The organism is Nonomuraea sp. NPDC001684 (assembly GCF_053596515.1).
In genome coordinates, this window is sequence record NZ_JBSFGJ010000292.1 from 1 (window position 1) to 11,883 (window position 11,883).

Below are 11,883 nucleotides of genomic sequence, written 5' to 3' on the forward strand. Positions count from 1 at the left end.
CATGGGATGAGAGAAAGCCGGAGGTCCGCGTGGCGGTCAGCAGCGGCGAGGGAAAGACGGCCGGCCAGGAAGATCCGGTGCGGCGCGAGAGCGCGCGGCAGCGTGCCGGAGAGCAGGGACTGCTCTTCGACGAGCAGCCCGCGACGGTGCCCGACGACATCGGATACCGCGGGCCCACAGCCTGCTCGGCAGCCGGCATCACCTACAGGCAGCTCGACTACTGGGCGCGCACGGGCCTGGTCGAGCCCACGATAAGAGCCGCGCACGGCTCGGGCTCGCAGCGGCTCTACAGCTTCCGCGACATCCTGGTGCTCAAGGTCGTCAAGCGGCTGCTCGACACCGGGGTGTCGTTGCAGCAGATCCGCACCGCGGTGCAGCATCTGCGTGACCGCGGGGTCGCCGACCTCGCGCAGATCACGCTCATGAGCGACGGTGTCAGCGTCTACGAGTGCACCTCGGCCGACGAGGTGATCGATCTCCTCCAGGGAGGCCAGGGCGTGTTCGGCATCGCGCTCGGCCGGGTCTGGCGAGAGGTCGAGGGCTCCCTCGCGGAGCTGCCGGGGGAACGGGCGGCGGTCGAGGACACCGTCCCGGCCGACCATCCCGCTGACGAGCTCGCCAAGCGGCGTCGCGCACGCCGCACGGGGTGAGCTGAACCGCTGAACACACCGTAGTAATCTAGGACAGAGTAAGGCTGATGACCCCGTGCGGGAGAGTCCCTGGGCTGCGGTCCTGGGGCGCCGAAGGAGCAACCCTCCCCGGAATCTCTCAGGCATCCCGTACCGCTCGGGTGAGGCAACTCTGGAAAGCAGGTGCGCCCGCCAGGCGCACCTCACCGACGGTGCAAGCCCCACGGTGGGGTGAAGCTCTCAGGTCGCGATGACGTCGCGATGACAGAGGGGGAGATCCGGCACTCGCCCGCGCCCTGGCGCCGGTCTCCAAGCCTCGGGAGGCAACCTCCATGACCGACCTGTCCGCTCCGCCGTTCTCGTCCAGGCACATCGGCCCATCGGAGTCCGAGCAGCAGCGCATGCTCGAGGCCGTGGGCTTCGAGTCCGTCGGCGATCTGGTGGCCGTGGCCGTGCCCGAGGCCATCAGGGTCAAGGACCGGCTCAAGCTGCCGGCCGCCGCGAGCGAGACCGAGGCCATCGCCGAGCTGCGCGAGCTGGCCTCCCGCAACCGGGTGCTGACCTCCATGATCGGCCTGGGCTACTACGACACCGTCACGCCCGCCGTCATCCGGCGCAACCTGCTGGAGAACCCGGGCTGGTACACCGCCTACACGCCGTACCAGCCGGAGATCTCGCAGGGCCGCCTGGAGGCGCTGCTGAACTTCCAGACGGTCGTCTCCGACCTGACCGGCCTCGACGTCGCCGGCGCCTCCCTGCTGGACGAGGCCACCGCCGCGGCCGAGGCCATGACGCTGGCCCGCCGGGCCGGCAGGTCCAAGAGCGATGTGTTCGTGGTCGACGCCGACACGCTGCCCCAGACCAAGGCCGTGCTGGCCACCCGCGCCGAGCCGCTCGGCATCACGCTGGTCGAGCACGACCTCGACGGCGAGCTGCCCGAGTGCTTCGGCGTGCTCGTCCAGTACCCGGGCGCCTCGGGCCGCCTGCGCGACTTCCGCGACGTGGCCGCCAGGGCGCACGAGGCCGGCGCGCTCGTCGTGGCCGCCGCCGACCTGCTGGCCCTCACGCTGGTGGCCGCCCCCGGCGAGCTGGGCGCCGACATCGCCATCGGCTCCTCCCAGCGCTTCGGCGTCTCCTTCGGGTTCGGCGGGCCGCACGCGGCCTACATGTCCGTACGCGAGGGCCTGCAGCGGCAGATGCCCGGCCGGCTGGTCGGCGTGTCGGTCGACGTCGACGGCGACCCCGCCTACCGGCTGGCCCTGCAGACCCGCGAGCAGCACATCCGCCGCGAGAAGGCCACCAGCAACATCTGCACCGCCCAGGTCCTGCTGGCCGTGATCGCCGGCATGTACGCCGTCTACCACGGCCCCGAGGGCCTGCGCCGGATCGCGCACCGCGTGCACCGGCACGCCGTCGCGCTGGCCGGCGGGCTGCGCGAGGCCGGCCTGGAGGTCGTGCACGGCGAGTTCTTCGACACCGTGCTCGTCCGGGTGCCCGGCAGGGCCGCCGAGGTGGTGGCCGCCGCCGCCGAGCGGGGCGTCAACCTGTGGCAGGCCGGCGACGACCACGTCTCGATCGCCTGCGACGAGAAGACCGGCGCGGCCGAGCTGGTCAAGGTGTGGGCCGCCTTCGGCGTCGAGCGCGAGGACGTGGCGCTGGAGGCCGACGCGCTGCCGGCCGAACTGCTGCGCGAGTCGGACTACCTGACCCACCCCGTCTTCCACAGCCACCGCTCCGAGACCGCGATGCTGCGCTACCTGCGCAGGCTCCAGGACAAGGACATCGCGCTCGACCGTTCGATGATCCCGCTCGGCTCGTGCACGATGAAGCTGAACGCGACCACCGAGATGGAGCCGATCACCTGGCCGGAGTTCGCCGGCGTGCACCCGTACGCGCCGGAGGCCCAGACCGAGGGCTACCGGGAGCTCATCGGCACGCTGGAGGGCTGGCTGGCCGAGGTGACCGGCTACGACGCGGTCTCCATCCAGCCGAACGCCGGCTCCCAGGGCGAGTTCGCCGGCCTGCTGGCCATCCGCGCCTACCACCAGGCCAACGGCGACACCGAGCGGGACGTGTGCCTGATCCCGTCCTCGGCCCACGGCACGAACGCGGCCAGCGCCGTCATGGCGGGCATGCGGGTCGTCGTCGTGGCCTGCGACAACGACGGCAACATCGACCTGGCCGACCTCGACGCCAAGATCGCCAAGCACCGCGACAAGCTCGCCGCGATCATGGTGACGTACCCGTCCACGCACGGCGTGTACGAGGAGTCGATCACCGAGGTCTGCGCCAAGGTGCACGAGGCCGGCGGCCAGGTCTACGTCGACGGCGCCAACCTCAACGCCCTGGTGGGCCTGGCCAAGCCGGGCGAGTTCGGCGCCGACGTGTCCCACCTCAACCTGCACAAGACGTTCTGCATCCCGCACGGCGGCGGCGGCCCCGGCGTCGGCCCGGTCGCGGTCCGCGGCCACCTGGCGGCCTATCTGCCCGGCCACCCGCTGCGCGACGGCGGCCCGGTCGGCCCGGTCTCGGCCGCCCCGTACGGCTCGGCGGGCATCCTGCCGATCTCGTGGGCGTACGTGCGGATGATGGGCTCCGAGGGCCTCACGGCGGCCACCGAGCAGGCCATCCTGTCGGCCAACTACCTGGCCCGGCGGCTGGCCCCGCACTACCCGGTGCTCTACACCGGCCGCGGCGGCCTGGTGGCCCACGAGTGCATCGTGGACCTGCGCCAGATCACCAAGGAGACCGGCGCCACCGTCGACGACGTGGCCAAGCGCCTGATCGACTACGGCTTCCACGCGCCGACCATGTCGTTCCCGGTGGCCGGGACGCTGATGATCGAGCCGACCGAGAGCGAGGACCTGGACGAGCTCGACCGGTTCGTGGACGCCATGATCGCCATCCGCGGCGAGATCGCCAAGGTGGCCTCCGGCGACTACGACAAGACCGACAACCCGCTGCGCAACGCGCCGCACACGGCCGAGTCGGTCACCGCCGACGAGTGGGCCCACCCGTACTCGCGGACCGAGGCGGCCTACCCGGTGGCCTCGCTGCGCGAGGGCAAGTACTGGGTGCCGGTGCGCCGCATCGACCAGGCGTACGGCGACCGCAACCTGGTGTGCTCCTGCCCGCCGCTGGAGGCGTACGAGGACTGATCCGCCCACGCGGGTCCCCGCCCGGGGGCCCGCGCCGGATCTGGCCCAGTCCTGCACCGTCAAGTGAGCAGACATGATCGCGACGAGCCGTTAGGCTCGGTGCGATCCGTCGCCTGAAGGAGCTCTCTTGACGTTCTCAGAGCTGGAGACCCCGCCTCTCGACACCGCCCGCCGCCTGGCCGAGGGCGGCGACCTGGAGGGTGCGGCGGCGATCCTGACCGAGCTGGTCGCCGACCCCGACAGCCCCGACCGGGCCCAGGCGGCCGTGGGGCTGGCCGTGGTGCTCGACGAGCGCGGCGACACCGAGGCCGCCCGCGCCGCGGCCCGCACCGCGCTGGCCACCGGCCATCCCGAGTACGCCGCCCAGGCCGCCTGCCACCTGGCCCAGGGTTTCGAGCGCGAGGGCCGCGACGACCAGGCCAGGGCCGCCTGGCAGGCGGTGCTCGGCGTCGGCACACCGGCCTACGTCCCGCTGGCGCACCTCGCGCTGGCCCGGCTGGCCGGCAGCCCGCAGGAGGCCGGCAAGGAGCTGCGCTCCGCCCTCGACGCGAGCCTCGACTCAGGCGACGCCGAGGCCGCCGCGCACGCGGCCCGCCAGCTCGCCGAGACGCTGCTGGAGTACGGCGACCCGGGGGAGGCCGCCGGGCTGCTGCTGGACGCGCTGGAGTTCGCCCCGGCGCGGGAGCTGCCGGGGCTGCGGGTGCTGCTCGGCATCGCGCACCTGGAACTGGCCTGCGCCGAGTTCGCCGAGGCCGTCGAGAGCGGGGCCGACCCCCAGACGGGCGCGCTGGCCATCGAGCTGCTGGCGCGCACGCTGCCGCTGCGCGGCCGCACCGAGGACGCCGGCCAGGTGTGGACCTACGGCCTCGAACACGAGGACCAGACCATGGCCGCCGAGGTCCGGCTGCGCTTCCACCGCGACACCTGAGTGCCGTGCGGCGGCTCAGCCGCGGCGCATGATGGCCACGGCGGCGGCCACGTTGATCGCGACGATCGCCAGCCACGTGATCGTCAGGCCGACCAGCCCCGAATTGCCGGACGCGATGGCGGTCAGCGGGATGCCGAGGCCCATCGAGCCCAGCGCGACGGGGATCATCGCCGCGCCGTTGTTCTGCCGCTGCCTGGGCTTGGCCGGGGGAAGGCCGTGGCCGCTCAGCTCCGCCTGGACGCGGGCGGCGATGGTGGCGTCGAGCCGTTCGACGAAGGACTCGACGAGCGCGGCCTCGTAGTCGGGGCCGAGGTCGCGGCGGGCGTCGAGAGTGGCCTGCAGGTCATCCCGGATGGGGCGCATCTCTGGCATGCAAGCCATCATCCCGGCTGTCCGGCGCGCCGTCATCAGCCCTGGGGGCCAATGGCGGATCCTCCCCAGGTACGGTGCTGCCATGGAGATCATGACTCCGCGGGGGCCGGCGCTGGTGCAGGTCGACGAGGCGGCCGAGCCCCGGCTGCTGCTGGTGCTGACCCACGGCTCGGCCGGGGGAGTGGACGCGCCGGACCTGCTGGCCGTCCGTGACGCCGCGCTCGGGGTGGGGGCGACCGTGGCCAGGGTGTCGCAGGCGTTCCGGGTCGCGGGGGCGCGGGCGCCGGGCTCGGCCGCCCGGCAGGACGAGGCGTGGGAGGCGGTGCTGGGCGAGCTGCGCGCCGGGTGGCCGGGGCTGCCGCTGGTGCAGGGCGGCCGGAGCAACGGCGCCCGGGTGGCCTGCCGTACGGCCTCGGCGGTGGGCGCGGCGGCGGTGGTGGCGCTGGCCTTCCCGCTGCACCCGCCCGGCAGGCCGGAGCGTTCCAGGGCCGAGGAGCTGCGCGGGGCCGGGGTCGACGTGCTGGTGGTCAACGGGGACCGGGATCCGTTCGGAGTGCCGGATCCCGCGGACTGCGCCCGGCTGGTCGTGCTGCCGGGCGAGGGCCACGACCTGAAGCGGGACCCCGCCCGGGTGGGCGAGGTCGTGGCCCGGTGGATCGGCGGCTACGCCGCCGTCAGGCGGCGCCCACCAGGGGGTCGGGCCGGTGCGGCGCGATGACGGTGCCGCTGGGCAGCAGCTCCCCGGTGTCCTCGAACAGGACGACGCCGTTGCAGAGAAGGCTCCACCCCTGCTCGGGGTGGCATGCGAGGGTGCGTGCTGCCTCGCGGTCCGGCGCCTCGGCAGACGGACAGGCCGGGTCGTGCGGGCACATCGGCGTGCCTCCGATATCTCGTGGGTGCTCCCGGGAGAGGGACGGGAGCGGCTCGGGTTTGTTGTTCTGGCAAGTGTGCGACGTGTGTCACACGGTCCGACATAGCCCGTTCGGACTGTTACAGGAGGATCCCCCGGTCGTGTGACCTTCGACACAGCGTGCCTTATGCAGGATAACGGGCCAAGCGCGACACGCGCACTACGTTTGCAACCCCTTGAGCAAAGCGTCGAGTCCTCTTTCGAAGTCCACATCCGCCCTTTCGTCCCGCCTGACCCATTCATCGACTTCCGGGTCAGCCCATCCGGATTGCTGGACTTCGACCGCCACGCTGCCGAACACGAACGCCCGCAGCGCGCGCACGGCCTCGGGGGCGTCGTTCAGGCCGCCGTCGGCGAGCTGCTCGGTCTGCTCCCTGATGGCGACGGCGGTGGCGCCCTTGGGCGGCTTGGTCAGGGCCAGCGCGAGCACGCCCGGATGCTCGCGCAGCAGCTCCCGGCCCGCCCGGCACCACGCCCTGGCCGTCTCCTGCCACGTGGCCGCCTGCTCCACGTGCACGGACGTGACGTGCTCGGCCAACGCGTCCATCAGCGCCTCCTTGCCGCGGGGCAGGTGGTGGTAGATGGCCATGGCCTCCACCTCCAGGGCGTCGCCCAGCCGGCGCATGGTGAGCCGGCGCAGCCCCTGGCTGTCGGCGATGTGGAGTGCGGCCTCGATGATGCGCTCGCGGGAGAGTGGGACGGGAGGTCTCTTTGCGGGCATGGTGATCATCTTACTGGGCGGCCCCGTCCGTCGCCCGGTGTTCGGGGGCGGTGTCGGACGGCGTACCCTTGTGGGTTGAACAGCAAAGACTGCGTGAAGGGCAGGGTCGATGGCGTTTTTCCGTCCGCGGGTGAGCCGGGAGGCCGAGGTTCGCTACCACGCGGACCAGGAGATCTCCAAGGGCTTCCCGCAGCTGCTTGACAAGGCCAGGCAGGCCGAGCAGATCGTGCGCGACCTGCGTGCGGCCGCGGCCGACGAGATCGAGCTGCTGGCGGCGGGCCGGGCGTTCGACGTCGCGCTGACCGAGGCGCTGCGGGCCGCCGAGGCCGGGCAGCGGGCCACGTTCGGCGTGCGCTCGTACGACGACCGCATCGCGCGCCGCAAGGCCAAGGCCACCCCCCGCGGGGCCATGTGGACGGCCGAGGTCGACCGGCTGCGCACGCTGCGCGAGGAGAACCGCATGTGGGGCATCCCGCGCGTGCCCCGGCCGGTGCCCGCCACCGTCTGACCGGAGGCACACGAAAGCCCCGGCGCCGTGCGCGCCGGGGCTCTTCGTGTGTTCCAGGCCCGTGACCGTCAGGTCCTGACGGCCGGGGGTCGCGTTCCTGGGCCGTCGCGGTCAGGTCCTGACGGCGACGGCCGGGGCGGTGCGGGTCAGCTGGCCCAGTCGAGCAGCGGGCGGGTGTTGCTCGGGTGGCGCAGCTTCGACAGCGACTCCTTCTCCAGCTGGCGGATGCGCTCGCGGGTCAGGCCGAGGTGCTTGCCGATCTCGTCCAGGGTGTGCGGCTTGCCGTCCACCAGGCCGAACCGCAGGGCCATGATCTTCGCCTCGCGCGGCGAGAGGTTGTCGAGCACGCCGCGCAGCTGGTCGCCCAGCAGCTGGCGGTCGACGATCTCCGACGCCTCCGGCGAGTCGACGTCCTCGATGAGGTCGCCGATCGTGGTCTCGCCGTCCTCGCCGATGGTCGCGTTGAGCGAGATCGGCTGGCGGCTGGTGCGCAGCAGCTCCTCGATCTGGTCCGGCGTCTTGTCCAGCTCGACGGCCAGCTCCTCGGGCGTGGGCTCGCGGCCCAGCCTCTGGTGCATGTCCCGCTCGACCCGCGACAGCTTGGAGAGCATCTCCAGCACGTGGACGGGCAGCCGGATCGTCCGGGCGGAGTCGGCGAAGCCGCGCTGGATGGCCTGCCGGATCCACCACATGGCGTAGGTGGAGAACTTGAAGCCCTTGGTGTAGTCGAACTTCTCCACGGCCCTGATCAGCCCCAGGTTGCCCTCCTGGACGACGTCCAGCAGGGACATGCCGCGGTCGGTGTACTTCTTGGCCACCGAGACCACCAGGCGCAGGTTGGCCTCCAGCATGTGGTCCTTGGCCTGCCGGCCGTCCTCGATGACCAGGTGCAGGTCGTCGCGCACGGACGGCGGCACGTCGGGGTGGGTCTCCAGCTTGTATTCGGCGTACAGGCCGGCCTCGATCCGGCGGGCCAGCTCGACCTCCTGGGCGGCGGTGAGCAGGGTACGGCGGCCGATCGACTTCAGGTACGTGTGCACCGAGTCGCCCATCACGGACTGGTTGTCGTCCAGGTCCATGGCCTCGGTCTCGATCTCGGCGTCCTCGGCCGTGAGTTCGAGGTCGTCGGGGGCCACGTCCTCCTCGTGCTCCGGCTTGCCGTCCACCGGGCTTTTTGCCTCGGCGGCCGTGCGGCCGGTAGCCTTTGCCCCGGAAGCCTTCCTCGGCTTGGGGGCGCTCTGGTTCGCGGTCTTCTGGGTGGTCTTCTTGGCGGCGGTCTTGGCCAGCGACGGCTCGTTCTCGGCAGCCAGGCTCACACCGGCCTCCGAGAGCTCGCGCAGAATCGTGCGGCCTTCAGAGGGGCTGATGCCGGCCTCGGCGAACGCGTCGCGCAGCTCCGCCAGAGAAAGGTGACCCTGGGCTCGCCCTCGTTCAATGAGCTGGTCGAGAGTCGCGGGTGGGGTCGCCACGGCGGTTCTGGGCATGAGGACACCTCCTCCGTACGGAGTCGAAGCGATCAGGCAGGTTGTGGTGGGGCGGTGGTCACTCCGCACGGCGCACCAGTATCAATAACGCCATCCACCGCTATTTGTTCCCGGAGGGATGAAAAAGGGGCGGAACGCCCAGAGGGCGCGCCACCCCCGGAAGGCGGGAACTACTCCGCCACCTCGAAGCTTCCGGTCCCCTCCGGCATGGGCATCGGCTCGGCCTCTTCCATGCGCTTGTCGGTCCAGTAGTCGATGACCTCGCGTGGATCGGGATTGATCTCCGTGGAGACCACGACGCCCTCGGTGTCGCCGGGCGAGGGCACCGGACGGCCGGTCGGCGACGTCTGCTCGGCGCTCCGGTCGGCCTTCTGGTCGGCCCTCTGGTCGACCACGGCCCGGGTCTCCCTGGCGACCGCGTCGAGCTTGCCCGCCGAGGCGGCCGCCGCGACCGACGCGCCGCCGACGACGATCACGCCGACGACCGCCGCGGACGCCCACATCTTGCGGGTCTGGTTCATGAAGGCTCCCTTCCTTCTCTCCCCGTTATGACGCAGCCGCGCCGCGTCAGGTTCCTGTCCGCAGCCGTACGAGATCGGTCTTGCCGTTGGGCAGCAGCGGCAGGCGGGGGAGGAGACGCAGGTCGCGCGGCGCGGCGTGGGCGGGCAGCCGGTCGCGGCAGTAGGCGCGCAGCTCAGCCAGCGTGGGCGGCGCGGCCGGGTCGGCCGGCACCACGAACGCCGTGACCGCCTCGCCCCACTCCGGGTCGGGCAGGCCGGCCACGGCCACGTCGGCGACCTCGGGATGCGTGCCGAGCACCGCGCTCACCACGGCGGCCACGACCTTCTCGCCGCCGGTGTTGACGACGTCGTCGGCCCGGCCGAGCACGCGCAGCCGGCCGCCGTTCAGCTCGCCGAGGTCGGAGGTGACGAACCAGTCGCCGTCGAAGGCGGTCCGGCCGGCGAAGCGGTAGCCGGAGAAGAGCACGGGCCCGGCGATCCTGATCAGGCCGTCCTCGCCGATTTTGAGATCTACATCGTAAAGGGGGCGGCCGTCGTAGACGCAGCCGCCGCACGTCTCGCTCATCCCGTACGTGGTGAAGACCCGGGCGCCGAGCTCCACGGCCCGCTCGACCAGCCCCGCCCTGGGCGCCGCGCCGCCGAGCAGGATCGTGCGGAACACCGACAGGTCGGCGCCCGTCTCGACCAGCCGGTGGAGCTGCGTCGGCACCAGGGAGACGTGGTGGGCGCCGGAGGACAGCACGGCCCGCACGTCGAAGGAGGGGTGGATGATCGGCTCGCTGCCCGACAGCAGCGCGCGGACCAGCACCTGCAGGCCGGAGACGTGGGAGACGGGCAGGCAGCACAACCACCGGTCGCCCTCGGCGGCCCCGATCCTGCTCAGCGAGGCCGACGCCGAGGCGCGCAGGGCCGAGGCCGACAGCTGCACGCCCTTGGGCGTGCCGGTGCTGCCGCTGGTGGCGATGACGACCGCCACGTCGCCGGGGACGCCCTCGCCGCCGGGCCGCGGCTCGCCGCCGGCGTGCGTGGGCCGCAGAGCCTGGAGGGCCTGGTGCTCGTGGCCCGGCTGGAGCGGCAGGACGGCCGGGCCGTCGCCGGAGAGGGCGTCGCGGATCGCGGTGAAAAGGCCGGGGCCGGGAGGCTGCACAATGGCATGCAGCGGACGGTCCGGATGCGACGGGTTCCTCCACATGCTCGTAAGGTTAATGGCGACAGGTCGGACACAGGTGCAGGGTAGGGTCGTGACGCGTTCTCCCGTGGTCTTCCGGATTCCGATGCGGACGCGGTTTCGCGGGCAGACCGTCAGGGAGGGCGTGCTGCTGCACGGCCCGGCGGGCTGGGGCGAGTTCTCCCCCTTCCCCGAGTACGGTCCGCGCGAGTGCGCCCGCTGGCTGGCGTGCGCCCGTGAGGCCGCCTTCGACGGCTGGCCCGAGCCGGTGCGCGACCGCGTCCCGGTCAACGCCACCGTCCCGGCGATCGACGCCGAGCAGGCCCACGAGCTGGTGCGGCGCTCAGGCTGCGGCACGGCGAAGGTCAAGGTGGCCGAGCGCGGCCAGACGTTCGCCGACGACCTGGCCCGGGTGGAGGCGGTGCGTGACGCCCTCGGGCCGTCCGGGCGGCTGAGGGTCGACGTCAACGGCGCCTGGGAGGTCGACGAGGCCGTCACCCGGCTCAAGCGGCTCGACCGGTTCGGTCTTGAGTACGCCGAGCAGCCGTGCGCGACCCTGGAGGAGCTGGCGGCGGTGCGCAGGGCGGTCGACGTGCCGATCGCGGCCGACGAGTCGATCCGGCGCGCCGAGGACCCGCTGAAGGTGCGGGCGGCCGAGGCGGCCGACATCGCGGTGGTCAAGGTGCAGCCGCTGGGCGGGGTGCGCGCCGCGCTGCGGGTGGTGGAGGCCTGCGGGCTGCCCGCCGTGGTCTCCAGCGCCGTGGAGACGTCGGTGGGGCTGGCCGCGGGGGTCGCGCTGGCGGCGGCGCTGCCGTCGCTGCCGTACGCGTGCGGGCTGGGCACGATGTCGTTGCTGGCGGGCGACGTGGTGGACGACTCGCTGGTGCCCGTGGACGGATGGCTCCCGGTGCGCCGCCCCTCGGTGAATTTTCAGCATTTGTCGGAATTTGAGATTGAATCTCCCCAGTGGCTCGGCCGGATGCAGGAGGCGTCGCTTTGAACCCCGCAACCGCGCTGGCCACCGTGCTCGTCGACGAGCTGGTGCGCTGTGGCCTGACCGACGTGGTGCTCGCCCCCGGCTCCCGCTCGGCCCCCCTCGCCCTGGCGCTGCACGCCGAGTCGCGGGTGCGCCTGCACGTGCGCATCGACGAGCGCTCGGCCTCCTTCCTGGCGCTCGGCCTGGCCAAGCGCTCCGAGCGGCCGGTGGCGCTGATCTGCTCCTCCGGCACGGCCGCGGCCAACTTCCATCCGGCGGTGATCGAGGCCGACGAGTCGGGCGTGCCGCTGCTCGTCCTGACCGCCGACCGTCCGCCCGAGCTGCGCGGCACCGGCGCCAACCAGACGATCGACCAGGTCAAGCTGTACGGCACCGCCGTCCGCTGGTTCGCCGAGGTCGGCGTGCCGGAAGACCGTCCCGGCATGGTCGCCTACTGGCGCTCGCTGGCCTGCCGCGCCTACCAGCGGGCCGCGGGGGCGGCCAACCC

Annotated in this window: 13 protein-coding genes and 1 riboswitch; of the genes, 7 read left to right on the forward strand and 6 right to left on the reverse strand. The window is 72.6% G+C overall.

Going from position 1 to position 11,883, the window contains the following annotated elements; all coding sequences use genetic code 11:
- The first annotated feature begins 29 nt into the window (after window positions 1-29).
- The 3 genes from ACWCSD_RS35810 to ACWCSD_RS35820 all read left to right on the forward strand — a co-directional run bounded on the left by ACWCSD_RS35810 (window position 30) and on the right by ACWCSD_RS35820 (window position 4,715).
- On the forward strand, window positions 30-650 hold the full coding sequence (locus ACWCSD_RS35810; RefSeq protein WP_352325612.1) for a MerR family transcriptional regulator: 621 nt from the start codon (window positions 30-32) through the stop codon (window positions 648-650).
- Between the two features lie 48 nt (window positions 651-698).
- Window positions 699-795: riboswitch (glycine riboswitch) on the forward strand.
- Window positions 796-961: 166 nt separating this feature from the next.
- The gene (gene gcvP, locus ACWCSD_RS35815; RefSeq protein ID WP_449921612.1) at window positions 962-3,787 is read left to right on the forward strand and encodes an aminomethyl-transferring glycine dehydrogenase; all 2,826 of its coding nucleotides are present in this window, start codon (window positions 962-964) and stop codon (window positions 3,785-3,787) included.
- Between the two features lie 127 nt (window positions 3,788-3,914).
- Window positions 3,915-4,715: a tetratricopeptide repeat protein gene (locus tag ACWCSD_RS35820; protein WP_364337333.1), complete on the forward strand. Its 801-nt coding sequence runs from the start codon at window positions 3,915-3,917 to the stop codon at window positions 4,713-4,715.
- Between the two features lie 15 nt (window positions 4,716-4,730).
- Here the strand turns inward: ACWCSD_RS35820 and ACWCSD_RS35825 are convergent, their stop codons facing one another.
- Window positions 4,731-5,087 (reverse strand): hypothetical protein, encoded by a 357-nt coding sequence (locus tag ACWCSD_RS35825; RefSeq protein ID WP_358286534.1) that lies wholly within the window; start codon window positions 5,085-5,087, stop codon window positions 4,731-4,733.
- An 82-nt stretch (window positions 5,088-5,169) separates the two neighbouring features.
- Here ACWCSD_RS35825 and ACWCSD_RS35830 point away from each other — a divergent pair, with 82 nt between their 5' ends.
- Window positions 5,170-5,805 (forward strand): alpha/beta hydrolase family protein, encoded by a 636-nt coding sequence (locus ACWCSD_RS35830; protein WP_397156588.1) that lies wholly within the window; start codon window positions 5,170-5,172, stop codon window positions 5,803-5,805.
- Here the strand turns inward: ACWCSD_RS35830 and ACWCSD_RS35835 are convergent.
- Window positions 5,762-5,959, reverse strand: coding sequence for a DUF5999 family protein (locus ACWCSD_RS35835; protein WP_125637444.1), 198 nt, complete (start codon window positions 5,957-5,959; stop codon window positions 5,762-5,764). The genes ACWCSD_RS35830 and ACWCSD_RS35835 overlap by 44 nt on opposite strands.
- A 198-nt stretch (window positions 5,960-6,157) precedes the next feature.
- Window positions 6,158-6,718: a TetR/AcrR family transcriptional regulator C-terminal domain-containing protein gene (locus ACWCSD_RS35840; RefSeq protein WP_358286538.1), complete on the reverse strand. Its 561-nt coding sequence runs from the start codon at window positions 6,716-6,718 to the stop codon at window positions 6,158-6,160.
- A gap of 109 nt (window positions 6,719-6,827) precedes the next feature.
- On the opposite strand from ACWCSD_RS35840, the gene ACWCSD_RS35845 reads away from it, so the two are divergent.
- Window positions 6,828-7,226: a hypothetical protein gene (locus ACWCSD_RS35845; RefSeq protein ID WP_364337329.1), complete on the forward strand. Its 399-nt coding sequence runs from the start codon at window positions 6,828-6,830 to the stop codon at window positions 7,224-7,226.
- A 146-nt stretch (window positions 7,227-7,372) separates the two neighbouring features.
- Here ACWCSD_RS35845 and ACWCSD_RS35850 read toward each other — a convergent pair whose 3' ends face one another.
- The 3 genes from ACWCSD_RS35850 to ACWCSD_RS35860 all read right to left on the reverse strand — a co-directional run bounded on the left by ACWCSD_RS35850 (window position 7,373) and on the right by ACWCSD_RS35860 (window position 10,423).
- Window positions 7,373-8,710 (reverse strand): RNA polymerase sigma factor, encoded by a 1,338-nt coding sequence (locus ACWCSD_RS35850; protein WP_449921622.1) that lies wholly within the window; start codon window positions 8,708-8,710, stop codon window positions 7,373-7,375.
- Window positions 8,711-8,880: 170 nt separating this feature from the next.
- A complete protein-coding gene (locus ACWCSD_RS35855; RefSeq protein WP_449921625.1) occupies window positions 8,881-9,231 on the reverse strand; it encodes a hypothetical protein in 351 nt (116 codons plus the stop codon).
- A gap of 46 nt (window positions 9,232-9,277) precedes the next feature.
- A complete protein-coding gene (locus ACWCSD_RS35860) occupies window positions 9,278-10,423 on the reverse strand; it encodes an AMP-binding protein (protein ID WP_449921628.1) in 1,146 nt (381 codons plus the stop codon).
- Window positions 10,424-10,505: 82 nt separating this feature from the next.
- On the opposite strand from ACWCSD_RS35860, the gene ACWCSD_RS35865 reads away from it, so the two are divergent.
- The gene (locus tag ACWCSD_RS35865) at window positions 10,506-11,399 is read left to right on the forward strand and encodes an o-succinylbenzoate synthase (RefSeq protein ID WP_449921634.1); all 894 of its coding nucleotides are present in this window, start codon (window positions 10,506-10,508) and stop codon (window positions 11,397-11,399) included.
- Window positions 11,396-11,883: thiamine pyrophosphate-binding protein (locus tag ACWCSD_RS35870; RefSeq protein ID WP_449921631.1), on the forward strand; the 488-nt coding region annotated here is incomplete at its 3' end. The genes ACWCSD_RS35865 and ACWCSD_RS35870, both read left to right, overlap by 4 nt.

Bases quoted from the DNA above. Each gene is read 5' to 3' on its own strand.
- ACWCSD_RS35855 (WP_449921625.1), bottom strand. From the start codon at position 9,231: ATGAACCAGACCCGCAAGATGTGGGCGTCCGCGGCGGTCGTCGGCGTG.
- ACWCSD_RS35860 (WP_449921628.1), bottom strand. From the start codon at position 10,423: ATGTGGAGGAACCCGTCGCATCCGGACCGTCCGCTGCATGCCATTGTG.
- ACWCSD_RS35850 (WP_449921622.1), bottom strand. From the start codon at position 8,710: ATGCCCAGAACCGCCGTGGCGACCCCACCCGCGACTCTCGACCAGCTC.
- ACWCSD_RS35865 (WP_449921634.1), top strand. From the start codon at position 10,506: ATGCGGACGCGGTTTCGCGGGCAGACCGTCAGGGAGGGCGTGCTGCTG.
- ACWCSD_RS35825 (WP_358286534.1), bottom strand. From the start codon at position 5,087: ATGCCAGAGATGCGCCCCATCCGGGATGACCTGCAGGCCACTCTCGAC.
- gcvP (WP_449921612.1), top strand. From the start codon at position 962: ATGACCGACCTGTCCGCTCCGCCGTTCTCGTCCAGGCACATCGGCCCA.
- ACWCSD_RS35835 (WP_125637444.1), bottom strand. From the start codon at position 5,959: ATGTGCCCGCACGACCCGGCCTGTCCGTCTGCCGAGGCGCCGGACCGC.
- ACWCSD_RS35845 (WP_364337329.1), top strand. From the start codon at position 6,828: ATGGCGTTTTTCCGTCCGCGGGTGAGCCGGGAGGCCGAGGTTCGCTAC.
- ACWCSD_RS35830 (WP_397156588.1), top strand. From the start codon at position 5,170: ATGGAGATCATGACTCCGCGGGGGCCGGCGCTGGTGCAGGTCGACGAG.
- ACWCSD_RS35840 (WP_358286538.1), bottom strand. From the start codon at position 6,718: ATGCCCGCAAAGAGACCTCCCGTCCCACTCTCCCGCGAGCGCATCATC.